This is a genomic window from Hymenobacter crusticola (genome assembly GCF_002154225.1).
In the GTDB taxonomy this organism is placed as follows: Bacteria; Bacteroidota; Bacteroidia; order Cytophagales; family Hymenobacteraceae; genus Hymenobacter; species Hymenobacter crusticola.
Genome location: NZ_MTSE01000002.1, coordinates 689,355 through 715,457 on the forward strand (window position 1 = coordinate 689,355; position 26,103 = coordinate 715,457).

Here is a 26,103-nt window from a genome sequence, read left to right on the forward strand (position 1 = left end):
TCAAACAAACAATTTACATTTGCTCATGTGCGTGTGCTCGGAGATAGTCTGTAGAGCCTGCTTACCAAATACTTTCTACTATGAATCTTGAAGCTCCGGTATACATCGCTGGCCATCGCGGTATGGTTGGCTCGGCCATCTTGCGGCGGATGCAAAAGGCTGGTCACAAGAATTTTATCCTGCGTAGCTCCTCAGAGCTTGACTTGCGTAACCAAGCTGCGGTAGCTGCCTTTTTTGCGGAAGAGAAACCTGCATACGTGGTGCTCGCTGCTGCCAAAGTGGGTGGTATTCTAGCGAACAATACCTACCGTGCGGATTTTATCTACGATAATCTGATGATCGAAAGCAACGTGATTCATCAGAGTTTTGTGCACGGCGTGGAGAAGTTACTGTTCCTAGGTTCTTCCTGCATCTACCCGAAGTTAGCTCCTCAGCCGCTGAAAGAAGATTCGCTTCTGACGGGCTTGTTGGAAGAAACCAACGAGCCATATGCCGTTGCTAAAATTGCCGGCATCAAGATGTGCGACGCTTACCGTAGCCAATACGGGGCGAATTTCATCTCGGCTATGCCAACCAACTTGTATGGTCCCAACGACAACTACGATCTGAAAGGCTCGCACGTGCTGCCTGCATTGATCCGGAAGTTTCACGAAGCCAAGATCAACGGTACACCCGCCGTTGAAATCTGGGGCACGGGCACACCGCGTCGTGAGTTCTTGTACGCCGATGACCTAGCCGACGCTTGCTACTTCTTGCTGCAAAACTTCGATGATTCTGGCTTCGTCAACGTTGGTACGGGCGAAGACGTGACCATCGCGGAGCTAGCGCAACTCATCAAGTCTATCGTAGGCTACGAAGGGGAGTTACGCTTCAACTCCAACTACCCAGACGGTACGCCACGCAAGCTTATGGATGTAAGCAAGCTAACCGACCTAGGTTGGTCTTACACAACCAAGCTCGAAGAAGGCGTGCGTAAAGCCTACGCCGAGTTCCTGGCTACAGCTCCTGAAGTAGCTCAGTAATAGCTATTTATTTCTTACATTGTTTGTGGTTACTAACCACTACATTCAGCCGAATCGCCTACTAAGCAAGCATTGCTTGCTTAGTACTAACGCTACAGTATAATCATCCAAGTCAAACAACTTTCCTCATGAAGGTCGCTCTAATCACAGGTATCACAGGACAAGATGGGTCCTATCTAGCAGAGCTTCTGCTCAGCAAAGGCTATGAAGTGCACGGGGTAAAACGTCGCACCTCGCTATTCAACACCGACCGCGTTGACCACCTCTACGAAGGCAACTCAGCCGGCGCTAAGTTCAAGCTGCACTTCGGTGACTTGTCGGATACCACTAACATGATCCGCCTGATCCAGGAGATCCAGCCCGACGAAATTTACAACCTAGGTGCCATGTCGCACGTGAAGGTGTCGTTCGACGAGCCTGAGTACGTAGCTAACGTTGACGGCATTGGTACGCTACGCATCCTGGAAGCTATTCGTATCCTTGACCTGACCAAGAAAACGCGTGTATATCAAGCTTCTACGTCGGAGCTCTACGGCTTGGTACAAGAAGTGCCTCAGTCGGAAAGAACGCCTTTCTATCCTCGTTCGCCCTATGCCGTTGCGAAGCTCTATGGCTACTGGATTACGGTGAACTACCGTGAGGCTTACGGCATGTACGCTGTAAACGGTATCCTCTTCAACCACGAGTCGCCGATGCGCGGTGAAACGTTCGTAACGCGTAAGATTACCCGTGGTGTAGCCCAGATCGTAACCGAACTGGAAGAGTGCATTGAGCTAGGTAACCTAGATGCTCGCCGCGACTGGGGCCACGCAAAAGACTATGTAGAAGCCATGTGGCGTATCCTGCAGCAAGACGAGCCTGAGGACTTCGTTATTGCTACTGGCGTAACGACGACGGTACGTGAGTTTGTACGCCTGGCATTTGCCGAAGTAGGCGTAGAAGTAACGTTCACCGGCGAAGGTGTAAACGAAATCGGCACTATTACCGCTTGCAACGATCCAGAGTATCAGTTGCCAATCGGTCAAGTAGTTGTAAAAGTAAACCCTGCTTATTTCCGTCCGACAGAAGTAGAACTGCTCATCGGTGATCCTACCAAGTGCAAAGAGAAGTTGGGCTGGGAGCCTAAGTATGACCTCGCTGCCCTGGTAAGCGAAATGGTAAGCGCAGACGTAAGCTTGTTCAAGCGCGACAAGTACTTGCTGAAAGGCGGTCACAAAGTATACAGCTACAAAGAGTAGTTGAACTTACAGGCAAACAAAAAGGCCAGGCTCATCAAGCCTGGCCTTTTTGTTTATATTAACTGGTGTCGTGAGCAAACTGCTGCTGGCTCAAAGCGTGACTAGCTTCCGCATACTCTCCACGATAGCTAGCTCCGCTTGCCCAGCGGGCGCTTTGGCAGCTTCGACTTGACGTACGGCAGCAGCCTGCCAGGCAGGTGTGGGTTTCTCGCCCTTCTCCAGCAAGCGGAGCCGCTCCAGACCCAGGGTCGCTAGTGTAGCAAGTTGGGTCGATAAAGGAGCATATTCTTGTAAGGATGGCTCTTTGGTAAGTAGTGGTTGTAGCAATGCATCGTTGGCCTGCCATTTTGAGAGCGTAGTGCGCAACGTGTTGAATGTGGTAAGCGTTTGGGCATCTTGCGGGAGCTTGCCGGTCAAGGCGCTTGCGAATGATTGAAGCAACGCGCTGACACCAACGCCGAACTGGCGAGCGGCTTCCGCTTCGGGCAAAGCGGCATCAACGAGTCGATTCAGGGGGGTTTGGGTGGTGTAGGTGAAGCCCTGGCGGTGGCGTTTGTATTCCTTTACCGGCTCTATCACACCCGCTAAAACTCCTAATTGAGTTACATATTGCTTGCCTGCAAGGCGGAGTAGAAGCTGCTCCGGTACACGTCGATGCTGCAAACCTAGGTCGTCGAGCTGGCGCGATACAATAGCCAGTCGGCGGTATAGGTCGGGCACATCGCGCACGGTGCTCGGAGACCAGAAACGCTCGGCAACGGCAGCAGCACGGGGCCAGATGCGGCTGTCCAGAATAGTAGAGTCCGCAAATTCAGCCCACATGGCGGTTTCGCCTCCTAACACCCGCTGTTGTTGCTCTGGCGTCAGGCCGTTATCGGCCGGGAGCGGATCGTTCAGGTAGTGGGAAGCCGCACTGTAGTTAAGGTCAATATAATAGCCATTGGACAGTAAAGCGGGGTGACCAGCTTTTACCGCTTCGTACAGGGCTTTGCGGCCGCGCCAGCTCTGAATGACAATCTCGGCTGGTAAATCAGGCGCAAGTATTTCATCCCAGCCGACCATGATCTTCCCACCTTTTGTAACAATAGGCAGCATACGACGCATAAAGGCTGTTTGCAACGCATGGGTGTCAAACTTGCCGTTCTCCTTTACCATATTATTAGCGCGCATGTATTCTGCAATGCGCGGATTGCGGCGCCACTGTTGCCCATTATTTTCGTCGCCCCCAAGGTGGAAATAGGCGTCGGGAAAGAGCCCCATCATTTCTGTGAGCAAGGTATCCAATAGCTGGTACGTGCTTTCCCGGGTTGGATCGATGGCAATGTTGAGCACTCCCCAGCGCTGGGCCGGGGCGTAAACGGAGTCGTTGCTAGCAAGCACCGGGTAAGCGGCAATGAGCGCTGTAGTATGACCTGGCAAGTCAAACTCGGGCACTACCCGAACGCCGCGGGCCGCTGCATAGCGTACTACCTCGCGCACTTGGGCTTGGGTATAATATTGCCCCGAGGCGGCCACTTCTTGAAGCTTGGGCAGTACCTTGCTTTCCACTCGGAAACCTTGGTCGTCGGATAGGTGCCAGTGCAGCACATTGAGCTTCATTGCCGCCATGGCATCTAGGTTGCGCTTGATTACTGGAACCGGCATGAAGTGCCGCGCAGCATCTATTAAAAGCCCGCGCCACGCAAAACGCGGCTGATCGGTAATGTCGACTTCGGGGAAATAATAGCTTTTCTTTTCCTGGGTTAAGAGCTGTTCTAACGTGGCGAGGCCCCGGAGTGCCCCTAGGCTGGTAGCCGCAGTAAGCGCAACCCCAATCGGCGTGACGCGCAAGCTATATGACTCGTCTTCCCCTAGCTTTGCTCCGCCAACCCGGCCGTAGCGAATGGTCAGAGCGGGTTTAGGCTGCGTGAAACCAGTTTTTTTGCTGAGCCGGGTTGCGAGCCGATTGGCTGCCGTACGCACCGCCGGATCGGTGTCACTCTCAAAACGGACACCTAGTTTGCCTCTGAGCGCAAAATGGCCTGTACCCCACGTAAGCTGTGCTGGCACGGGCATCAGCTGGCGAGTATCCGTGGGTTGCGCCTGCGCAATGAAAGAACAAGAAAGAAAAAAGCTACAGAGCAGCAGACGCCCTATGCGAAGAGAGACAAGCATGTAGAAACCTCAGGTTGGAAAGCCGAAGGTATCAAAACCATTTAATAGCCTAAATCAACCCCCGCGACTTGAACTCTAGGTATTTGTTGATTGTGTTGATCGTCAGGTTGGCTGGCGCCGTGAGCAGGGCATGAATGCCATAACGCTGTAGCTCCCGTACAACTTGGCGCTTCTCTTGGGAAAACTTCTCGGCAATGGTTTGATTGTAAACGTCCTCGGTCGTGTCGGCGGGCGAGTTCAGGTACGCGTCTAGCTCCGTATTCTCGAAGAATACAACTAGCAGTAAGTGATCTTTAGCTAACCGCCGCAGGTACGGCAGCTGCCGTTGCAGTCCGCTCAGCGTTTCGAAGTTGGTAAACAGAATTAATAAGCTCCGCTGCCGAATTTTGGCCTTGATATTTGTGTAAAGGAGCTCAAAATCGGTTTCGAGATATTTGGTGCGCTGTCGGTAGAGCACTTCCAATAGCTTGAGCATGTGGCCACTGCGGCGGTCGGCCGGCACAATGGTACTGAGCTTGTTCGAAAACGTGACCAGACCCGCTTTGTCGTGCTTGATGAGTGCGATGTTGCTAACGACCAACGTCGCGTTGATGGCATAGTCCAGCAGACTGAGACCGGCAAACGGCATGCGCATTACCCGGCCTTTGTCGATGAGGCAGTATACCTGCTGAGCGCGCTCGTCCTGAAAATGATTTACAACGAAGGTATCGGTGCTGGCACTAGCGCGGCGCGCAGACGCCTTCCAGTTGATAGCACGCGGGTCGTCGCCGGCTACGTAGGGCCGAATTTGCTCAAACTCTAGGCTGTGGCCCACGCGGCGAATCCGCTTCACGCCTACTTCCGTCAGGCGGTTGCTAATGGCAAGCAGTTCATACTGGCGCATTTGCAAAAACGACGGATAGACCGGTACTAGCTGATCTTGCCCATAGCGAAATCGCCGACGTATCAACCCGATGGGAGAAGCCACAAATACATTGACGGCTCCGAACTGGTATTCGCCGCGCCTCGTGGGGCGCAGTTGGTACCGGATGATGGCCGTGTCACCAGCTCTCAAGGCCGCCCGAAAGAGCACGTCGCGGCGCTGAAACTGCACCGGTATCTCGTCGATGGTTTGGGTATTAACGGGGAAACGGTAGTGGTTTTCTAAGTAGATAGCAATATCGTTTTCGCTGCCGTTCGCGAGCTTATCGCCCAGCACGCGGCGTCCAAAAACGTGCCCCGCTCCATTCTGACCTGGCGTGTAGAGCAGCAGTGCATCCAGCAACGTAAGTATTGCCAGGAGCGCCAAGGCTATCTGAAAAGGAGGAAGCAGCACCGGCAGGAAAAAAGCCACCACTAGCCCGATTATGACAACCGCTAAAGCTAAAAAGAAGCGAGGGGTTAGAAACATGTCACGGGACTGTCGAATAGAAGCTAAATAGGAGAAAGCTATAGCGGCTCATAACTGGGCGCTGATAAACGGTAACTACAAATTACCTAGGTACTTCCAGCTGCTGAATAATCTGCTTTACTACGTCATCGGGGGAAACGCCTTCCATCTCGCGCTCGGGAGTAAGCAAGATGCGGTGACGTAATACAGCAGGCGCCAAGAACTGCACATCCTCGGGCGTCACAAAGTCGCGGCCGCGCAAGGCCGACAGGGCTTTGGCGCCGTTGAGCAGCGCCAAGGAAGCGCGGGGCGAGGCACCTAGGTAGAGCGCCTTATGCGCGCGCGTACTGCCAACGAGTTGCGCAATGTATTCCAGTAACTTCGGCTCAACGTGTTGATGACGAACTTGTTGGCGTAGCCCCTGAATATCCGCGGCGCTCAAGATGGGATTCACCGCTTCGAGCGGCGTGCCACCGAAACCCGCGTGGTGCCCTTGCAGGATAGCTACCTCTTCGGCCGTAGTTGGGTAGCCGACGTTGATCTTGAACAGAAAACGGTCGAGCTGTGCTTCGGGTAAGCGGTACGTGCCTTCCTGCTCGATGGGGTTTTGCGTCGCCAGCACCAAGAAAGGCTCTTGCATGGGGTACGTGGTGCCATCTTGCGTGATGTGGCGCTCTTCCATCACCTCAAACAAAGCTGACTGAGTCTTGGCCGGGGCACGGTTGATTTCGTCGATCAGGACGACGCTGGCGAAAATGGGACCAGGTCGAAATTCAAATTCGGCTTGATTGGGTCGGAAAACCGAGGTGCCGAGCACGTCTGACGGCATCAGATCCGGCGTGAACTGAATACGGCTGAAGGGAATAGCTAGGGTGCGCGCCAGGAGCTTGGCCGTCAGTGTTTTTGCCACGCCAGGCACGCCCTCGAGCAGCACATGGCCATCGGCCAAAATAGCGGTGAGCAGCAAGTCGAGCAGCGTTTGTTGGCCCACAATGACCTTCCCTAGCTCCCGGCGAATAGCGTCGGCGCTGGCTTGTAGCTTGCCAAGATCGGCTCGCGGTGCAAATCCTGCTGGTACATTGGGCAGCGATGCGCCCGGTGGAAGTTGAGGAGAATCAGGCGCTAAAGAAGGAGATTCGTTTTCCATTCGATGGATAGTTTTTGCAGGATAGAAGAAGGGAAATAGCCGCCAGTAGAAAAACTAGCGTGCATCGCGCCGAAAATCACTTATGCGTCTACTCAGCGTGAGTAAGTCTTGGTCGGAAACGCGGGGGGCAGTGCGGGCAAAGTTGATGAGGCGTATTAATTCGTCGACGCGTGTTCGGGTGAGACCCGCTTTCTGTGCGAGTCGCTCGCGAAACAACTCATCGGTTAGGTTGTGGGTGTTTTCGTGGAACCGCGTGCGGATGTATTCCAGAAACAAACTGATCTTCTTTTCGGCAATGAGCTGATGATTATTGCCCTGCTGATACAGCGATGCGACGGTGCGCGTGAAGAGTAGTGTGGTGTTTGGCAGCGGCTTCAATACCGGGATGATGCGTTGCCGCCGCTTCGCCTCGAAGGCAATGAACAGGACCACACCGAGTAAGCTAGCATAAAGAGCCGTGCGCAATGCCGGATAACGAAGCATTACACGCAGCAACGATTGTTGTCCTATACGGCCTTGCTTCTGATATTCATCCCACCAAACGGTGCGCGGTGCTGGCAGGTAGGAGAGGCCTGCAAAAGCAAAATCGCTGGTTTGTGGCCGGAGCACATACAAATTGGTGAAAGCAATGGGGACGGAACAGAGATAAAAGCTGCCGCGTCCGTGCGAAATGCGCAAGAGTACCGGGTGGTTGCGCGTATCGGCTGCCAGCACCTTAGGTCGCGTGTCGGTACTATCAAGAACAAAATGCGTTGTCGCTAACTGCCTAGGGTACCGAAAACGCCGCTGCGAAGCCGGACCACCTGCCGCGAAGCGCAACGTTACCGAATCGGTGCGCAGCGCGCCCATGCCGTTGCGTAGCGTACGCACCCGGGCGTACGTATCGGTATCGAAGTGCAGCGTGTCACTTAGCTCGGCATCAAATTCTTCAGCTGCGATGAATACATGGTTGCCACTAGCTACGAACCGGAGCAAGGCGTTGCAATCAAGCGAATCCAGCCGGAAAATACTGTTGACGAAACAATAGTTGACGTTCGTGGCGAGAGGTTCGTTGCTGTCAATACTGGGGTTATCGGGGTTGGCGCTGGGGTAAAGCTGGTTGAAGATCGGTTCCCGTACCGTTTGCACGGGACGTTTGAACAAGTCGGGTAGTAAGTCGAACAGCGCATAGGTGCCGTACGGGATCTTGTCGTGGTTGATGAAGGTAGGCGTACGATCAACCGGCTTGGGCCGGTAATATTCCGCCGCTACGTAGGCCCCAAACAAAACCAACAAGCCTAGTAGATACAGTTGAAACCGGCGATTTTTCATCAGGCGGCGCGGGTCGTAAGAAGCTGCAACAAGGCTGCCCGGGCCTCGCGAACCAGGGTATAGTGAGCCGCTGTCAGCGGCAACTCGCCATACCAGGCGTATTCAAACTGCTGGGCTACTGCGCGGAACGCCACGGGCAAAGGCCCGGCAGGCAGCTCAGCTAAGTAGTCGGCGTTTGTTTTCTCGGGTCGCCAAGTAAGCAGGCCGCGGTCGGTTAGTTGCTTGAGCACGCTCAAAAAGCCGAGGCGCACGGCTAAGCGGTAATCTCCCGCTGACTCTGCCTCGGCGATGCGGCTCGGGAAATCAACGGCGTGAATGTCTTCGCCTTCGGTGGTGTAAGCTAGCGGCATGCGCTGCGGATTGCGGCCAAAAGCGCTTGTAAGATCAACTTTGAGCAGGCGCAAGACAATGAAGGCGAAGGCAACGAGAAAGGCGCCGTACACAACGTAACGGCCGCCGTGCTGGTACACTGAGCCATTTAAGGTACGACCTAGCCAGCGCTGCACACGGTACCAGAACAAGTCCCAGACGCTGGCTTGGGGCACTGGATCTGTTTCGTACTGCAACTCGTGTTGGCTGCGCAGATCTTGCAGGTGAGCGGCCGTAGGGCGGCGTAGTGGCACATGCGGCGCAACTGCGACCGGCGTGGAAGGTGGCACTGACTGCGCCGCCAGAGGCACTGCAGCAAGCACCGAGCCTAGCATAGCGAGCAGCAACAAGACGCCGCCTCTACGCTGCATATGCGCAGAAGCTAGCCTCAAAGCAGATAGAAGGAAACGAGAGGACAAAATGCTCAGATAGAAGCGGGGGTGACTAAGTGATTTTAGGAAAGGTACACGAAACCCTAAACCCTAGTAGTCTCCTTCTTCATCGGGTTGGTAGTAATCGGTGGGGTGGAGGGGAGCGGGCTGGGCGGGCTGGCCGATGCGGTCGACTAAAGAGCGCAAGCCTTCGCCATCTTTGCGCTCCACCAAGTTGAAGTATTGAAAAGCTAGCCCGATAAAAATGATTGGGTACATAAAAAGCATAACGAGCGTACTGAGGGCATTGGCAGCTACGGTCAGGACCGGACTGATGACTGATTCGCGAGCCGAGAAGATGGACCATGCAGTCGTCAAGGTCACGGGTACCACTACCACGGAAGTCAGGAGGCCTAGTATGATGCCTAGCACGATAATCAGCCCGAATGTGGACCACCACTTGCCCCACACCAAGTAGAAGGAACGGCGCAGCGTGGCCAGAAAACCTAGCTCTTCGCGTACCCAGATGATGAAGAACAAGCTGAGCGCTACCACTACATACAGAATAGCCATGTAGAGGAATGGCATGAGCACGCCTACCAGGGCAAGCGCCCCAAATTGCTGTTGGGCAGCCAGCCCCACAAACAAAAAGAAAGGGGAAGCGAGCAGCCCCACGAACACCATCAAGCCTAGCAAAGCGCCAATAGTGCCGAGCAGCCGACTACGAACCAGTGCCCACACCTCCGCTACCGTCACTTCTGCCGCGGGGTCTTCGTTGCGTAGCCGCAACACCATGTAGCCGTACACGGTGAGAAGCATGAAGCTTACCGTGACGAAGCCTGTCAGCGTCAGCACCACATACAGCGGCGAAGACACCATGGTGCTTACTATAGACCAAGACGAGCTAGCGCCATCGGCTGAAGACGAACGTTGCAGCAAGGTGCTACTCAGGTAATATTGAAAGATGCCATTAGCCAGGCCACTAAGCAGCGCTACTGGCAACGCAATGTAGAGCAAACACTTGCCTAGCGGCTTAAAATGGGCCCGCACGAAGTCGAACGTGGCTTCGAGCTTCTGACCAAAGTCGCGCTCTTTCAGAAAGTCGGCAGGTTGGGTAAAGGCAAGACGCGGCATAAGGACCTAGGATCAGGAGCTAGCGGCAAGGCGCTGTACTCGAATGGGATAAAGAATAAAATACCAGAAAATAAAGCAGAAAGAGCCACCAATGATGAGCAAGCTCGCGCCCAGCGGCATTTCGGTATGGCGCGTTACAAAGCCTTCCAGAAAACCGGCTACCACGAAGATGGGTACCAAGCCGATAGCTAGCTTTAGCCCATCGCGGGCGCCGCGCCGAAACGACTCAGTACGGGAAAAGGTACCCGGAAATAGGATGCTGTTGCCCATCACGAAACCCGCGCCACCGGCTAGTACAATGGCCGAGATTTCGAGTGTGCCGTGTATCCAGATCGTGAGGGCCGACTGGATACCTAGCCCCTTAGCCACAAAGAAGTACTGGAACGCGCCGAGCATCAGCCCGTTAGTGAATAAGGCGTAGGCCGTGCCAAAGGAGAGCAGCACGCCCATAGCAAACGTGCGGAGCGCCACAAAGATGTTGTTGGCCGTGATGAACAGAAACATCGACGTTTCGCCCGCGCTCTTGTATACAGCCATGGGGTCGCCGCGCTCAATATTGCGCAGCGTTTGGTTCACGTACTGGTCCCCGAGGATCACGCGCACAAACGTATCGTCGTAGGCGGCCGACAGCGCTCCGATGCCGGTAGCGATAAGAAAGCAGATCAGAGCCCAGGCTAGCTGCCGATGCGAGCGGGCAACCAACAACGGCAACTCGCGGCGCCAGAACTGGCCAAACCGGCCGGTGCGCTCCTTTTTGTTTTTGTAAATGGCTTGGTGTAGCTTGCCTGTAAGCTCATTGAGGTACTGTGTCGTGGGCGACTCGGGGTAAAAGGTGCGCGCAAACGACAGGTCGTCGGTGAGTTCAATAAACCGCGCCGCTAGCTCATCCGGGTCTTTGACCGGCTCCGTTTCGTAGAGGCGCCACTTATCGGCATTTTGCCGCAAAAAGACAGCTTCGCGCATAGGTATCGAACACAGGAATAAAGGAAGGTAAACCTTGGGCCAAGCCGGAAAAAGCTACTCAGACAAATATATTCATAATCTCCTACGGCTCACAAGGCTCAGGCATTTACTTCGCTATGGCTACTATTCGAGTTCAGACAACTCAAAATGTTACAATTGAATACGAGGTAGCCAGCATCGGGGACCGGATTATTGCTACTATTCTCGACTACTTAGTGCTATTTGTGTGGGCCGTGGTGGTGATTGGGCTAGGCTCTTGGCTCAGCCGTACTACGTTGCCCTGGGTAGCTATTGCACTGGTAGGCGTGCCGTACGTGTTTTACCACTTAATTTGTGAAGTGTTCTTGAACGGGCAAAGCTTGGGCAAGCGCGCCCGCGACCTGAAAGTCGTTCGCCTCGATGGCGGCCGCCCTGGCCTCGGCGACTATCTGCTGCGGTGGCTGCTCCGCCTGATCGACCTAGGTATCTTTTCCGGAGCAGTAGCAGTTATTACTATCCTGCTCAATGGCCGGGGGCAACGCCTAGGCGATTTGGCCGCGGGCACTACGGTCGTGCGGCTACGGCCCGCCACGGGGAAGAAGCTAGGTGCTACCGTTGGGCCGCCCGATCCGAACTACCAAGTGGTATTCCCGCAGGCGGCCAACCTAGCTGATCACGACGTAGCGCTTATTCGGCAGTTGCTCACGCAAGGCCTGGAGCGGCAAAACTACTTGCTGCTCAATGAAGTTGCTAACAAGGTTAAAGGGCTTACAGGAATCTACACGACGCTATCGGATGAGGCGTTTCTACGCACACTTCTTCGCGACCACGCCCATTTAGCCAGCGAAGGATATTATAGCTAAAGACTACCTAGCTTACAAACGAAGAAGCCGTCCAAGTGTACTTGGACGGCTTCTTCGTTTGTAAGCTAGGTAGCTAGGTTAGTTTAGCACCAGGCTACGTTGTGCCCCGGCTGGTTGGCCGTCCAGCGTCAGACGGACGAAATACAGCCCTTTCGAGCGCGCCGCAGAGTTCCACCGCACCGTTTGGTTGCCCGCCGATAACACACCGGAGTGCAACACATCCACCTGACGGCCGAGGGCATCGAATACCGTTAGCTCCACTTGGGTGGGTTGCGTCAGCTTGAAGGACACCGTAGCGTCGATGCCTGCCACGGGGTTAGGGTAGAGGCTCAGACCAGCGGCCAACTCCCGCGCCGACGTGTTAGCCGTTACGCCGCCTTGCCCGGCAATAGCAATGTCACGGGCGGCAATGCCGTTGCCGATAGCACCCACTGCCGTGGCCGCGCCGGTGGTTACGTTCAGGGTATAGAGCGTTGTGTTGGCACCCGTGCCAGTGTTGGCTACCAGGTAAGCTAGGTTCGTAGAAGTGGCAGTGTTGTAGAAAATATCCATGTCTACGTTCGGGGTGGTAGCATTCGCGGTCACACCGGTCGCGCCAATGGTAGTGAGCGTGCCTGCGTTGGGCGGGTCTTGGCGCGTTAGCACGTTCAGGTTCAAATCATAATTGTAGAGCGCGGTCGTTGTGGCGCCCATCATGCTGTTGGTATAAGCGACAGCGCCAATGTTTGGTGTAGTACCAGCGTTTGCATCGCCGGCGATATACGTTAAGGGAGTATCAGTGCCGGCTAAACTGCCATCCGCAGGATTGAGACGGAAGTTAGCGCCATTGCGACCAATCACCCGGATGAGGTTGGCCACGGGGTTGAAGTCGAAGCTTACTTTGCCGTTACCTAGTGCCAGAGCAAGCGGCACGGCGTTTACAGCCCGCGCTACGCCTGTCAGATCGTTGATGGTGTAAAGTTGAGCCGTTTGCGCAGTAGCATTATACCCCAGGGCGTAAAGCGAATTAGTGCTAGGACGTACGTCGAGCCCTACCAGGGTTTGGGCAGCATCAACACCCGTAATGCCTACTGAGGTGCGCACCAGGGTTGGTTGACTCGTGTCGAACGTGAGTAGGTTGGAGCCTGCTAACGCGTAGGCGAGTTGCCCCGTAACGGCGGGCAGCGAAGCAGGCCGGTCGATGGCGAAGGTAATATCCGTGACAGCGGCGGCGCTAGTCGAACCTAGGGTACCGACGGCTGTGGCCGCACCAGTGGTCAGATCGACCGTGTATAGGGTAGACGCGATAGAAGTAAGGCTGACAACCGAAGTCGTCATGTACGCCACGTTCGTTCCTGTTGTTGGGTTGAAGTAAATGTCGAGGTCTGACACCTGAGCGGTGCCGTTCGTGGGCACACCTAAGGCTCCTACCGTATTGAGTTTTCCGTCGTTTGGCGGATTCTGCGTAACGAGCCGGCTATTAGCTTCGTCGAGGTTATAGAGCGTGGTACTTGTGGAGCCGATGTAGCTGTTGGTGTAAGCGGAAGAGCCGACACCTGGCGTCTGGCCCACGTTAGTGTCACCAGTAGCGTAGGCTAGCGTGCCATCCGTGGCGGCGAGGGCACCGTTGTTGGGGTTGAGGCGGAAGTTGGCGCCATTGCCAGCCGTCACGCGGATGCGGTCAACGGTGGGGTTGAAGTCAAAGCCGATACGGCTTACATCCGTACCTAGGTTCAGGGTAATGGCACTACCGACGGCTGTCGTCACGCCGGTAGTTGGGCTCAGAATATAAAGCTGTGCCTGTTGCGTCGTGCTGTTGTAGCCAAGGGCAAATAGTTGGCCCGTGTTCGGCCGCACATCAAGGCCTACAATTGCGCCAACCGTAGTTCCCGTAATTGGCACATTCGCCGTGAAAGCAGCGGGCGTTGTTGCATTGAAGGTTACAACGCTTTGCGTGGGAGTAGGAAGTGGGGTTGCCAGCAAACCATACACCGTTTGCGCCTGTATTTGAGTGGCGCCTACCGTAAGGCCTAGGGTAGCTAGCCCCAGCAGCGTGTGGCGTAAGGAAGGCATGCGAGTAGAAATTTTCATAGGTAACAAAAAGTGGAAATAGATAAGGGTAAAACAGGAAGGTCATCCGGAGGCCGGCTGTGTGTATACGACGTAAAAGTATATATGGATTGTTTTTAATATTATTTTAATGTTCTGTAAATAAGAAAGTTATGTACTATTTGAGGGTATTGTGTTGTAAAAAATTGGCGCTGAGCTTGATAAAAAAAGGGTGACTTCCTGTAGAAAGTCACCCTTTGCTAAAGCATTAAAACGGCTACCTAGCTTACCACGGCACCGGTTGGCCCTGCCACGTCAGGAAGCTGCCATTTTCTTCCGTGTGCAACTGATCGGCGATACGGATGATGCCGCGCGCTGAGTCGGAAGGAGGAAGGGTAGCACCGCTGCCGCCCATCCCCGTGCGCACCCAACCCGGATCAACTAGCACCGAAATGATACCGTAGTGACCTACCTCGGCCGCCAAGGAACGCATGTACATATTCAGGGCGGCTTTGCTGGCGCTGTAGTGGTAGGGGTCGCCAGAGCTCTTCCAAGTAAGTGACCCTAGCCCCGACGACAAGCTCAGGATGCGAGCCTTTACGCCATTCTGGAGCAGATCCAGGAATTGCTGAGAGACCAGGATCGGGCCTAGGGCATTAGTTTGCATCACGTGGATGGCACCCTGGCCCGTGAGCTGGCCTAGGCGCTGATTGGTTGGCTCATCGGCGCTAGCGCCTGGGTAGATACCCGCGTTGTTGATAAGGATTTCGAGGCCATCGGTTTTGGCGCGCACCGCAGCATGGGCCGCATTGATGGATGCCTCATCGGTTACGTCGAGCGTAACAGGGAAAAGGTGATCCGGATACTGCGCCTGCAATTCTTGCAATTCAGTGGCAGCATCGGGCTGACGGCTAGCGGCAAATACTTGGTCGCCGCGCTCAAGGTATTGGCGGGTAAGCTCAAGACCTAGGCCCCGATTAGCGCCCGTGATGAGAATACGTTTCATGGGTGAGAAATGGAATATGGTAACAAGGACTCGAATATAGGACCATTCGCCTATTCTCTAAGCTATTGAAGCCATCAAGGGGCATTGAAACGCAAAAGACCGGTGAACAAACAGCTCACCGGTCTTTCTTACTACGCTAGCCTAACAGGTTTCTGACACCCGCGGGCAGTGCATTTATTCAGCTAGGTTCGTTGCCACATGGTGCACCATCTTGCGCTTGCTTGTGCGCGGCGCCCGCTCTTCGCCCTGGGCGAGTAGCTCATCGTCGCGTTCGGTCTTCTTCACCCAGCTTACCGAATACAAATCCTTACGACGGTCGCGCAGGTTGCGCACGGCGCCACTGGTATTCAAATCCTTCAGCAAATCGAGGTCGAGGTCAGCAATGAGCGTCATCTCGGTGTTCGGGGTGGCTTCGGCCACGATGGCATCGTGGGGAAAAGCGAAGTCGGAAGGGCTGAACACGGCGCTCTGGGAATACTGAATGTCCATGTTTTCGACCCGCGGCAAGTTGCCCACCGAGCCTGTGATGGCCACATAGCATTCGTTCTCAATAGCCCGAGCTTGGGCGCAGATGCGCACGCGCTGGTACGCGTTCTTGGTGTCTGTCCAGAAAGGCACAAATAAAATCTTCATGCCCTCATCAGACAGCATACGAGAAAGTTCAGGAAACTCCGAATCGTAGCAGATCAGGATACCGATTTTGCCAAAGTCCGTGTCGAAGCACCGTAGCTTGTCGCCGCCACGCATACCCCAATAGCTAGCTTCGTCGGGGGTTACGTGTAGCTTGTACTGCTCATCTACAGTACCGTCGCGGCGACATAAGTAGCTCACGTTGTATAGCTTGCCATCCTCATACAGGGGCATAGAGCCCGCAATGACGTTGATGTTGTAGCTCACCGCCAGCTCCATAAACTTAGATTTGATGGGCTCCGTGAAGGCCGCCATCGAGCGAATAGCCACTGAAGGTGACTGTTCGTTGGTAAGCGCCATCAGCGGGGCGTTGAAGAACTCCGGAAACAGCACACAGTCGGCCTTGTAACCGCTTACGGTGTCCACGAAGAACTCAATCTGCTGGTAGAAGTCTTCGAGGCTGCTGGTCGCGCGCATTTGCCACTGCACAATACCAATGCGCACGTTTGACTTCTGGTTGCCGATCAGCTTCTCTTCTTCCTCGTAGTACACGTTGATCCACTCCAATAGCGTCGCAAAAGCCTTGGATTCGGAGTCGTAGGGTAGGTACCCCTTGATGATCTTGCGCACGTGAAACTCGTTTGCGAGTTGGAAAGTCAGGATCGGGTCCGTGATTTCCTTGTTGCGCACCATCTCTACGTACTTCGCCGGCGTCATCTCATTAGCGTAAGCTGCGTAGCCGGGAATACGGCCGCCCGCTACCATTGCGCGTAGATTGAGGTTTTCGCACAGCTCCTTGCGGGCGTCGTACAAACGACGACCTAGGCGCAGGGAGCGGTACTCGGGGTCCACGAATACATCTACGCCGTAGAGTGTATCGCCATCGGAGTTGTGGGTGTTGAACTTACCGTTGCCGGTAATTTTGGCATACGTGTGCTTATCGCCAAAGTCGCTGTATTGCACGATGATAGCTAGGGCCGCCGCTACCACTACCCCGTTGTCTTCAATGCAAATCTGACCTTCGGGGAATTTGCGTAGCAAAGCAGCATACTCATCAGCGGCCCAGGCACCCTCCATGTTGGAGTACACCTTGTCCATGATGGCTTTCACCGCTTTAAAGTCGCCCTTGGTAAGCGTCCGGAGCACCAGTTTGTGAGCGGGTACGGCCGTGGGGGTCAGTAGCTCACCCGCGCTGGGCATGCCGGGTAACGTCTGCTTTTTGGCGTGGCTACCGCCCGTTTTGCTGTTAGAATTGGTTGCCATATAGGAGAGGATAATTGTCGAAGCAAAATCAAAGATACCTGCCTAATGCTGAGCAGCTAGGTTCGTCTTACGGTTAGGCAACAACTTTAGTAGCAAAAAGGCTCATTGCACCGTGATAACAACAAAACAGCCGGCTCAGTTAAGAGCCGGCTGTTTACGTTTCTGTGCTTTTTCTACGGTCTTGGGCTGTTACTCTCGTACTACGCGCCGCACGGCCACACCCGCTGCGGTCTGCACGCGCAGTAGCGCTACACCACTGAACCCCTCGAAAGCGGCGGCAGGTATTACGGCTTCTTTTGTCGTCGATACCAGCGTTCGGCTAAACAGCAGTCGGCCCGATAAGTCGGTAGCAGTGAGGGTAGCCGGGCCAGCTTCTGGGAGCAACAGGCGTAAGTCGGCGGTGGCTGGCAAGGGGTTTGGGTAGGCAGCTAGGTTTTTTTCCGCTAGAGTGTTGTTGGTGGCTAGTACGCCGCCTGGGCGACGGTAAATGTCGCGGTACACAACGCTAGTCACCACTTCTTCACCAGCTACAAGCTGCGTGGTTACTTGTAACAGCGGAATGCCCTGGTTTTTGCCGAGCCACTTGTACTCCCGGCTCACAGGACGCGGAATAACGACGCCCGGCGCGCCGGACACGGATACACTGTCGCGTGCGTAGAGGGTACTCACGACCCGCAGCGTCGCAAAGGTGCCAAAGGGCGTAATGAGCGTCCCCCAAGCATCAGCCCGGTTTACACGTTTCTGCTCGTCGCGCAGATAGGCTACGCCGGGCAAGTCGATGGCAAACTTTGAGTTGCTGGAGTCACGCTTTTCATACGTAACGGGGAAGCGGTACACCACATCCTGCAACTGCTGATTCTGGTACGTAACGGGCAGATCGATTGTGGCTGTCCCCGTAGGTACCGGCACTCCGAACCCTACCTGGCGATAGTCGCTCGATGACTCATTGAAAAAGCCATACACGTCGCCCACTGGCAACCCTAGCTCGCTCAGCCCAGATAAGTCGTAGCGAGTAGCAATGGTCGCCCGATTAGAGCCAATGGGTAAGCCAAAAGTGGCTAGCAGCGTGAGGGGAGTGCTAGCTACCGATTGGTACCGCATTACCCGCTGGGTAAGTGGCCGTAGGCTAGTGTAGTTCCAGGTCTGGTTAGCGCCCCGCACGTTGAGCGACGAGCCCGAAAGCTGAACGGTCTGGCTTACGCGCAACGTGTCGCCCGTATTGGGCATGTCGTCGCGGGTGATGCTGATGGGCGTTTGGGCGTGCGCCGTGAGCGTCGAAGCCGTAAGGAAAGCCGAAAGAAGGAAAGAGTAGGAGTGGCGCATGCGGTAAAGGTTAGGGTAGACAGAAGGACAGGGCTAGCTAGCAATGCAGCTAACGCTCAAGATTCCTATTAAGGAATTTTGAGCGTTAGCCAGTGAATACGGCTGTAGCTACCAACTAGTTAGGCTGCTAAATATAACAGCCCATATCATTACAATCCTACCTAATTCTAGGTGGGATTCCACTAATTACCAATTCAGCATGTCTTCAGCAGCAGGAATAACTAGCGGCGGTAGCGAGTAGCATCAGAACTGTATCTCTGGAATATCAGCTTGCGGTACAACCAACCGGCCCGCCGTAGCTGTTATGATTTGCTCAACGGAAACGCCCGGCGCCCGCTCACGTAGCACAAAGCCATCGGGCGTAATGTCGAGCACAGCTAGGTCGGTCACCACCTTTCTCACGCAGTGCAATCCCGTAATCGGCAACGTGCAGGCCGATAGGAGCTTGGAGGAACCATCGCGGGCGGTGTGCTGCATGGCCACAATAATATTGCGCGCCGACGCTACGAGATCCATCGCGCCGCCCATGCCTTTCACCATTTTGCCCGGAATCTTCCAGTTGGCAATATCGCCCTGGTCCGAGACCTCCATGGCTCCTAGGATAGTCAGGTCGATGTGTTCGCCGCGAATCATGGCAAAGCTATCGGCCGAGCTAAAAAGGCTAGAACCCGGCAGCGTGGTTACGGTTTGCTTGCCGGCGTTGATAAGGTCGGGGTCGACTTCGGAATCAACAGGAAAAGGGCCCATGCCGAGCAGGCCGTTTTCCGACTGGAGCTCGACGTTGATGCCCGGCGGAATATAATTAGCTACCAGCGTCGGAATGCCGATACCTAGGTTCACGTAGTAGCCGTCTTTTACTTCTTGCGCAATGCGCTTGGCAATGCCGTGTTTGTCTAACATGGTCTGAACCACGGATTCCCGCGGATTTTTCGGATTTTTCGGATTTTGTGGACGGTACTTTTCATTGTGGCTAACCGCAGTAGGAATGTGAGTTGTACGCTTTTTTAGCTTGCCTACTGTGAGTGAGACTAGTACAGAGAGACAGAGTAGTACGCTGTCTAAACTAACTTAGTCGTAATGCGAGCGGTACGCTTACGCCCCCATGCAAGGGTAACGGGCAACTAGTCCTCTCGAGGTTTACAGGAAACTTTCAGAATTGACAGAAATCGTCCACAAAATCCGATCAATCCGAAAAATCCGGAGGAATCCGTGGTTCAGACGCGTACCGTGCGCTGTTCGATGCGCTTTTCGTAGTGTTTGCCCTCGAAAATGCGCTGCACAAAAATGCCCGGCGTGTGGATTTGGTTTGGATCAAGCTCGCCAGCGGGCACAAGCTCTTCCACTTCGGCCACAGTGATTTTGCCTGCCGTCGCCATCATAGGGTTGAAGTTGCGAGCCGTGCCCTTGTAGAGCAGGTTGCCCGCGGTGTCGCCTTTCCAGGCTTTTACCAAAGCAAAATCAGCATGCAGCGCTGTTTCTAGCAGGTACATATTCCCATTGAACTCCCGGCTCTCCTTTCCTTCGCCTACTTCGGTGCCGTAGCCGGCCGGCGTGTAGAACGCCGGAATGCCCGCCCCGCCGGCCCGGCAGCGCTCCGCCAAGGTTCCCTGCGGAATGAGCTCCACTTCTAGCTCGCCGGAAAGCAACTGCCGCTCAAATTCCGCATTTTCGCCGACGTAGCTGGAAATCATCTTTTTCACCTGCCGCTGTTGCAACAGTAGGCCAATGCCAAAGTCATCAACGCCGGCGTTGTTGGAAATGCAAGTGAGATTCCGGACGCCAAGGCGCAGGAGCTCCTGAATGCTGTTCTCGGGGATGCCGCAGAGGCCAAAACCTCCTAGCATCAGCGTCATGCCATCACGGATGCCTTGCAGTGCCGCCCGGGCGTCGGCCACTACTTTGTTAATCATAACGGTAAGGGTGGGTGGGCTAGCAAGGTAGGGTTTTTGGGCAATGCGCGGTAGCGCCGTAGCCCAAAAGCTAGCTTACACCCAACGCTACCTCTTTAGTTGCTGCCACCCGTGCTGCTGCCACCGCCTTTGGAGTCGTCGTTGCGGATGGAGCGGCGCTGACGCATGCTGTTGTTATCGAGCTTGCCAAAACGATAGTTGAACGACAGGTTCACCGACCGTTGGTACTGATAGCTAATGCTGGAACTCACAAACTGATCGGTAACCGTGGACGAGCGGAACTGACGGCCTGGCTGAAAGAAGTTGTTTGCATTTAGCGTCAAGTCAGCCTTCTCCTTGAGCAGTGTCCGCTTTAGGCCCATCGAATAATAAGCGTAGCCTGAGTAGCGCGATTGTAGCATAACCCCGCCTGTGCCGCCGCCACCAAATGCCTGTATTGTATAAAGCTTACCTAGCTTCAAGGACGAGTTGAGACTCATGTTCAGGTTGAAGCGGCTGTTGGTGCGGCTCAGGGCTGCGCTATACAGGCGCGTGTAGCTCGGATTCAGGTTGCTGCTGATGTTCCAGGCCGGGATGGGCTTTATGGAGCCATACAAGCTGAGGCCATAACTAGAGTTGGTAGCTAGGTTGCCGTAGGTGGATTCGGTACGGGCTAGGGCTTCGTTGTAAATATTATAGCGCTCAATAGAATTACCGGTTCGCCGTACATAGTCTGAGGCATTAAGCGAAGCTTTATCGTTGAAGGTGCTGTAGCTCAACTCATACGCATTGGTGAACTCAGGCGACAAGTTGGGGTTGCCGTAATAAACGTTGTTGGGGGTTGTCTGATTGATATAAGGATTTAGGAAGTAAATATTCGGCCGTTGGATACGGCGTGAGAAGCTCATGCGCAAAGTATGGCCAGGTTTCTTCAGGTTGCGCGTCACGTTCAGGTTCGGCAACAGATTGAGATATTGGTTGGTAAACCGGCTCTCGGTTCCTAGGAAATCCCCTTCAATAGAGGTGCCCTCCAGACGAGCACCTAGGGTAAACGCATACTTCTTGCCCATAGAGAAGCTATAGGTACTATAGGCTGAGGCTACGTTTTGCTGGTAGTTGAAGGCATTGGAGCGGCGCGAACTGCGCGCAAAATCGGGCTGCTCGGCCAGTAACAGCGTATCGAGGCTGTAGTCGCTGCTCACTTGGCGGAGGATAACTTTTGCACCTGCTTCCAGCGTGTTCTTATCCGAGAGCGGGTGCGTGTAATCAGTTTGGAGCGTAGTTTCGAGGTTGCGCGCTAGGTTGGTGCTGCGCTCCCGGTATTCTAATGGGCCATTCTCAATAGCTGCGTCGTGGTACTGATCGAGAGAATAACGGCCAGTATTCGTGCTACGGGTATGCTGAGCCAACATACTCCACTCGCGGCGAGGATGCGCCTCGCCGTACGTGCGGGTGTAGCCAGCATTGAAATCGTAATTGCGACCTTCGTAACGCTGCTGAATGTCGCGGGAGTATAACGTGTCGCGCTGAGCATAGGGACTGCCACCTGAGGGAAGAGGAGGAGCGACGTACTGGTTGAATAGATTCTGTGGTGAGCGGCTTAGGTAAAGGTTGCCATTGCCACTAAGCGTGAAGCTGTGCAAGGGTGAAGGCTCATACACCAGCTCCACTTGTCCGTAACCACCCCGGCCCGTGCTGCGGCTCTCCGTACGCTGCTCCAATTGCCCCTCGCCAGTTGGCGTGAAATCGGTGCGGCTAAGGCTGGAGCGGTAAGGGTAGTTGCTACGGTAAACGCTGAGCCGGGAGTTTACACCTAGCTTGCCGCGCCGCACGTTCAAAGAGCCGTTTGTGCTCTGATTGCGGTTGCCACCACTCGCGCCCACGCTGCCATTCACGCCCTGCAGACTGCTCTTTTTCAACACAATGTTGATCACACCACCTGAGCCTTCCGCGTCGTATTTGGCCGAGGGAGAGGTGACCACCTCAATAGACTTAATCTGGTCGGCCGGAATTTGCTTCAGCGCATCGGCTAGGTTGCCCGCCAGCATAGCTGAGGGCTTATTATTAATGAGAATGCGCAAGTTGGAAGTACCCCGTAGCTGCACATTGCCATCAACGTCTACGTTCAGCATGGGCGTTTTGCGGAGCACGTCGGTGGCGGTACCGCCAGCATTGGTAGCGTCCTGCTCGGCATTATAAATGAGGCGGTCAGGCTTGGTTTCCACCAAAGGGCGCTGCCCCGTCACGGTTACTTCCCCTAGCTTCTGTGCCGAGGCGGTGAGGGTGAGAGCCCCTAGGTCGGTGGCCTGGTCCGTGATGGTCACGTTCTCGACCCGCTGGGTGTACCCCACAAAGCTCAGTTGCAGTCGAAAGGAGCCCTTCGGCAGCTGCTTGAGTTCAAAGTGGCCTTTGTCGTCGCAGGTGGTACTGGCTAAGGGCGTAGTGCCAGTAGCGGGGAGCAGCGTTACGGTGGCATACTCAATGGGTTTCTGCGTGGCGCCATCGCGCACGCTACCTCGAAGCACGCCAGGCCCCTTGAGGCTGGAAGAGGTAATAGAAGGGGTGGTGGTTTGGGCCCGAACACCGGGCGCTAGCGTAGCTAGCAGCAGGCACAAGGTAGCAGTCTGCTTCATGAGGATAACAGGAACTAGAAATAGATAACAGGTAATAGATTGCGTGTCTAACGCACTCAGCACTAGAAATTATATGACTGGCCAAATATAAAGCTGTACTTGAGTAATAGACTATTGAAATCGGCTGTTGCTCAAATTAAATTTATAGTAGGCAAGGCGTCAGTTTTAGTAGGCAGTAATCAACCAGTAATCTCTCGCTTGCTGTGTCAAATTTCCGCTGCCTTCCGTTCAGATTAGCCAGCATATATGCGCAATTCAGCTGCGTTACTAAACTCCCACTTTGCAGCTAGGCGAACCCGCCGCAACAGCGTTATGCGCAGAGGGTAGAGTGCTAGGTGAGCCGGAAGGTTGCTAGCAGTTAGGAAATAAGTTGAAGTAGTAGCAAAAAAAACAGCTAAGTCGCATAGACTTAGCTGGGTATAACAAGGGGCTTTCTTGAAAGAAGAACTAGCCGCTGATCAAGTGACGACGAGCCTCGTCGGCATCTTTTGCCAGTTGCGCTTGCAGAGCGTCAAGGCCGTTGAACTTCTGCTCGTCGCGCAGTCGGGCTACAAACTGCACCGTGAGCGGTTGGTCATACAGATCCCCATCGAAGTCGAGCAGATGCGCTTCTACCGTTTCGGCTAGGCCACCACCGACTGTTGGGCGCACGCCTATGTTCAGCATCGCCTGGTAGGTGTCACCAGCTGCGGTAGTGGCCATCACGGCGTATACACCGCGGTTCGGAATAAGCTTTAGCGGCTCCTCACTCACAATATTTGCCGTAGGGTAGCCGATGGTTCGGCCAAGCTGTTGGCCGCGCACAACTATGCCCGTTAGGGTGTAGGGGTAACCTAGGTAACGATTGGCCGTCTGCACATCGCCACTTTCCAGAGCGCGGCGGATGCGCGAACTGCTGACGCCTACTTCATCTACATCGGCGCGCGGAATCTCTTCTACTTCCATGCCGTAGCGGTCGGCATGCTGGCTCAGGTATTCGAAGCTTCCCTCCCGGTTCTTGCCGAAGCGATGGTCGTAGCCAATTACCAGCTTGCGCGTACCAACCGTTTTGATGAGCAGTTGCTGGATGTACTCCTCTGAGGAAAGCTGCGCAAACTCCTTGGTAAAGGGCACCACCAATAAATAATCAACGCCCGCTTTTTCCAGTAGCGTAATTCGCTCTTCCAGCGTAGACAGTAAGTGCAAATTGAGCGGCTGGGGGTGGGAGAGAGGCGGCGCCAGTACCAGGCGCGGGTGGGGCCAGTAGGTGATAACCACAGAAGGCGCGTGGTCGTGCTGCGCCACCTCCAGCAGGCGACGCAATATTTTCTGGTGCCCTACGTGCACGCCATCGAAGGTGCCGCTCGTAACAACGGCATTGCCGAGGTGCGGAAACTGCGCCAGATCCTGAACGACTTGCATGAAGGAGGATAAATTAAATGGTTAAGTAACTGAAGCTGACCTAGTGGGAAGCATCAGAAGGTGCGCCTTCTGGTGCCTCGCCTAGCTGTTCCGTTTCGTCTGATGGAGCAGCTGAGGAAGCAACAGGAGCTACATATGCCTGAATACGACGACGAGGCGGTCGTTGGTTCGAATTCGTTGCGCGGTCGGGCGTTTCTGGGCGCGGTTCGCGAGGGGGCGCTAGCGCCTGGATGGCCTCAATAGTTAGCGCATCCGTCAGGTTGTACTCTCCAATACGGGTGCGCACAAGCTTGATCAGGTGCGCTCCACAGCCGAGCGCTATCCCCAGGTCGCGGGCTAGGCTGCGGATGTAGGTGCCCTTCGAGCATACCACCCGAAAATCGACCTCTGGCAGCGCGATACGGGTAAGCTCAAACGTTTTGATTTCAATCTGCTTCGACTTGATTTCGGCGGAGTCACCGCGCCGGGCTAGCTCATAAGCCCGTTCCCCGTTCACCTTCACGGCCGAAAAAAGCGGGGGCGTCTGATCGATAACGCCTACGAACGACTGCACCGCGGCCTGAATTTCGGCTTCCGTCAGGTGCTCGTAAGGAGCTTCGGCGTCAACAGGCGTTTCCAAGTCAAAGCTAGGTGTGGTCTGACCTAGGCGAAAAGTGCCGGTGTATTCCTTTTCCTGGGCTTGAATTTGGTCGATCTGTTTGGTTTTCTTGCCCGTGCACAGAATGAGCAACCCCGTTGCAAGCGGGTCCAGCGTGCCAGCGTGCCCAATCTTACGGATCCGCAACGTGTTTTTTACCTTACGTACGACGTCGAACGAAGTCCAAGTGAGCGGCTTATCGAGCAGCAGTACCTCCCCGGCCTCGAAGTTGAAAGATGATTGGCTCATACTAGGTTCAAATTGATACCTAGGGCAATCATAATCAGGAGGATGCCACCCACAATGATGCGATAGATACCGAAAACACGGAAGCCGTATTTCGTCACGAAGCCGACAAATACTCGAATCGCAACTAGGGCCACTACAAAGGCAATGGCGTTGCCGAACAGCAACTGCTTGATTTGCTCTGACGACAAAGCCGGATTTTCCTGGTAATAGTCCAGCATGTCCTTAGCGGCGGCGGCCGTCATGGTAGGCATCGCTAAAAAAAAGGCAAACTCAGCCGCGGCCCGCCGGGTCAGCTTCTGCGTGAGGCCCCCAATAATGGTAGCTGCTGAACGGCTAACGCCCGGCACCACCGCTAGGCATTGGAATAAGCCAATGATAAAAGCTTCCTTGTAGTTTGGCGTCGTGACGGGATGACCTCCTGCCGTGGGTTCCTCCTGCGGAAACCACTTGTCAACGAACATGAGTACAATACCACCTACCAGTAGCATGAAGGCTACCACCGTTACCGATTCTAATAGCGCATCGATGTGCTTTTTAAGTAATAAGCCGACCACCACAATGGGTAGAAAAGCAACCAACAGCTTCAGATAGAAGTTGATGCTTTGAAAGAAACGCCGCCAGTATACAGCAAACACCGACAGGATAGCACCAAGCTGAATCACAACTAGATACAGCTTGGTAAAGGCGGTGGTTGGAATACCTAGCAGCGCTAGGGTAATAACCATGTGCCCCGTGCTAGAAACGGGCAAAAATTCAGTAAGACCTTCTACAACGGCTATTAGAAAGGCGTGCCAATAACTCATTTACTATCGCTTATAAGTGGGACGAGCCGGCGCTGCCGGTGTCGAAAGAGGAGCAAGGGGTTGGTTGACAGTGGTCGGCGTAGTCGTCTCGTTGGCGACCGGTGCCGAGTTGTCGGGGCGTACCATAATGGCAAAAAACTCGATGATGAAACCAATTACCAGCAAAATTGGCCCGAGCGTAATACCCAAAAAGCCCTCCCCGTATTCCGTCTTATCGAGGGTCATCGTGATGAAGCCGATAGCGAGTACGGCCAAGCCGGCGAACATCAACCGGTAGTTGCGCCGCCCAAAAGCGAAGCGCGGAGTTTGGTCCTGGATCAT

General features: G+C 54.6%; 21 protein-coding genes. 3 read left to right on the forward strand and 18 right to left on the reverse strand.

Features of this window, described 5'->3' with window-relative positions:
• The first annotated feature begins 80 nt into the window (after positions 1-80).
• Both BXP70_RS06140 and gmd read left to right on the forward strand, forming a co-directional pair.
• Positions 81-1,022, forward strand: coding sequence for a GDP-L-fucose synthase family protein (locus BXP70_RS06140; RefSeq protein ID WP_086593134.1), 942 nt, complete (start codon positions 81-83; stop codon positions 1,020-1,022).
• Positions 1,023-1,150: 128 nt separating this feature from the next.
• Positions 1,151-2,260 (forward strand): GDP-mannose 4,6-dehydratase, encoded by a 1,110-nt coding sequence (gene gmd, locus BXP70_RS06145; RefSeq protein WP_086593135.1) that lies wholly within the window; start codon positions 1,151-1,153, stop codon positions 2,258-2,260.
• 90 nt (positions 2,261-2,350) lie between these two features.
• Here gmd and BXP70_RS06150 read toward each other — a convergent pair whose 3' ends face one another.
• The 7 genes from BXP70_RS06150 to BXP70_RS06180 form a co-directional block, all read right to left on the reverse strand.
• Positions 2,351-4,414 carry a beta-N-acetylhexosaminidase gene (locus tag BXP70_RS06150; protein ID WP_086593136.1) on the reverse strand — a complete coding sequence of 688 codons (2,064 nt, stop codon included), beginning with the start codon at positions 4,412-4,414 and terminating at the stop codon, positions 2,351-2,353.
• Positions 4,415-4,463: 49 nt separating this feature from the next.
• Positions 4,464-5,804, reverse strand: coding sequence for a DUF58 domain-containing protein (locus BXP70_RS06155; RefSeq protein ID WP_086593137.1), 1,341 nt, complete (start codon positions 5,802-5,804; stop codon positions 4,464-4,466).
• An 82-nt stretch (positions 5,805-5,886) separates the two neighbouring features.
• The gene (locus BXP70_RS06160) at positions 5,887-6,930 is read right to left on the reverse strand and encodes an AAA family ATPase (protein WP_086593138.1); all 1,044 of its coding nucleotides are present in this window, start codon (positions 6,928-6,930) and stop codon (positions 5,887-5,889) included.
• Positions 6,931-6,984: 54 nt separating this feature from the next.
• The gene (locus tag BXP70_RS06165; RefSeq protein ID WP_086593139.1) at positions 6,985-8,241 is read right to left on the reverse strand and encodes a DUF4350 domain-containing protein; all 1,257 of its coding nucleotides are present in this window, start codon (positions 8,239-8,241) and stop codon (positions 6,985-6,987) included.
• Positions 8,241-8,981, reverse strand: a complete 741-nt coding sequence (locus BXP70_RS06170; protein WP_086593140.1) for a DUF4129 domain-containing protein — start codon at positions 8,979-8,981, stop codon at positions 8,241-8,243. Before BXP70_RS06170 ends, BXP70_RS06165 begins: the two co-directional genes overlap by 1 nt.
• Positions 8,982-9,092: 111 nt before the next feature.
• Positions 9,093-10,115 carry a hypothetical protein gene (locus BXP70_RS06175; RefSeq protein ID WP_086593141.1) on the reverse strand — a complete coding sequence of 341 codons (1,023 nt, stop codon included), beginning with the start codon at positions 10,113-10,115 and terminating at the stop codon, positions 9,093-9,095.
• 12 nt (positions 10,116-10,127) lie between these two features.
• Positions 10,128-11,078 carry a stage II sporulation protein M gene (locus BXP70_RS06180; protein ID WP_086593142.1) on the reverse strand — a complete coding sequence of 317 codons (951 nt, stop codon included), beginning with the start codon at positions 11,076-11,078 and terminating at the stop codon, positions 10,128-10,130.
• 116 nt (positions 11,079-11,194) lie between these two features.
• Here BXP70_RS06180 and BXP70_RS06185 point away from each other — a divergent pair, with 116 nt between their 5' ends.
• Positions 11,195-11,920, forward strand: a complete 726-nt coding sequence (locus BXP70_RS06185) for an RDD family protein (protein ID WP_086593143.1) — start codon at positions 11,195-11,197, stop codon at positions 11,918-11,920.
• 78 nt (positions 11,921-11,998) lie between these two features.
• On the opposite strand, the gene BXP70_RS06190 is transcribed toward BXP70_RS06185, so the two are convergent.
• From BXP70_RS06190 to BXP70_RS06240, 11 genes are all read right to left on the reverse strand, one after another.
• Complete coding sequence (locus BXP70_RS06190; protein ID WP_086593144.1) at positions 11,999-13,990, reverse strand: DUF4394 domain-containing protein; 1,992 nt, start codon at positions 13,988-13,990, stop codon at positions 11,999-12,001.
• A gap of 244 nt (positions 13,991-14,234) precedes the next feature.
• Positions 14,235-14,954, reverse strand: a complete 720-nt coding sequence (locus BXP70_RS06195; protein WP_086593145.1) for an SDR family oxidoreductase — start codon at positions 14,952-14,954, stop codon at positions 14,235-14,237.
• Positions 14,955-15,128: 174 nt separating this feature from the next.
• Positions 15,129-16,784 carry a bifunctional GNAT family N-acetyltransferase/carbon-nitrogen hydrolase family protein gene (locus tag BXP70_RS06200; RefSeq protein WP_086593205.1) on the reverse strand — a complete coding sequence of 552 codons (1,656 nt, stop codon included), beginning with the start codon at positions 16,782-16,784 and terminating at the stop codon, positions 15,129-15,131.
• A gap of 252 nt (positions 16,785-17,036) precedes the next feature.
• Positions 17,037-18,170 carry a T9SS type A sorting domain-containing protein gene (locus tag BXP70_RS06205; protein WP_086593146.1) on the reverse strand — a complete coding sequence of 378 codons (1,134 nt, stop codon included), beginning with the start codon at positions 18,168-18,170 and terminating at the stop codon, positions 17,037-17,039.
• Positions 18,171-18,413: 243 nt separating this feature from the next.
• On the reverse strand, positions 18,414-19,070 hold the full coding sequence (locus BXP70_RS06210; RefSeq protein WP_086593147.1) for a 3-oxoacid CoA-transferase subunit B: 657 nt from the start codon (positions 19,068-19,070) through the stop codon (positions 18,414-18,416).
• Positions 19,071-19,384: 314 nt separating this feature from the next.
• A complete protein-coding gene (locus BXP70_RS06215) occupies positions 19,385-20,080 on the reverse strand; it encodes a CoA transferase subunit A (RefSeq protein ID WP_086593148.1) in 696 nt (231 codons plus the stop codon).
• Positions 20,081-20,175: 95 nt separating this feature from the next.
• The gene (locus tag BXP70_RS06220; protein ID WP_086593149.1) at positions 20,176-22,692 is read right to left on the reverse strand and encodes a TonB-dependent receptor domain-containing protein; all 2,517 of its coding nucleotides are present in this window, start codon (positions 22,690-22,692) and stop codon (positions 20,176-20,178) included.
• A 447-nt stretch (positions 22,693-23,139) separates the two neighbouring features.
• Positions 23,140-24,093: a bifunctional riboflavin kinase/FAD synthetase gene (locus BXP70_RS06225; RefSeq protein ID WP_086593150.1), complete on the reverse strand. Its 954-nt coding sequence runs from the start codon at positions 24,091-24,093 to the stop codon at positions 23,140-23,142.
• A gap of 40 nt (positions 24,094-24,133) precedes the next feature.
• On the reverse strand, positions 24,134-24,979 hold the full coding sequence (gene truB, locus BXP70_RS06230) for a tRNA pseudouridine(55) synthase TruB (protein ID WP_086593151.1): 846 nt from the start codon (positions 24,977-24,979) through the stop codon (positions 24,134-24,136).
• The gene (locus tag BXP70_RS06235; RefSeq protein WP_086593152.1) at positions 24,976-25,782 is read right to left on the reverse strand and encodes an undecaprenyl-diphosphate phosphatase; all 807 of its coding nucleotides are present in this window, start codon (positions 25,780-25,782) and stop codon (positions 24,976-24,978) included. Before BXP70_RS06235 ends, truB begins: the two co-directional genes overlap by 4 nt.
• Before the next feature lie 3 nt (positions 25,783-25,785).
• A complete protein-coding gene (locus BXP70_RS06240; RefSeq protein ID WP_086593153.1) occupies positions 25,786-26,103 on the reverse strand; it encodes a DUF3098 domain-containing protein in 318 nt (105 codons plus the stop codon).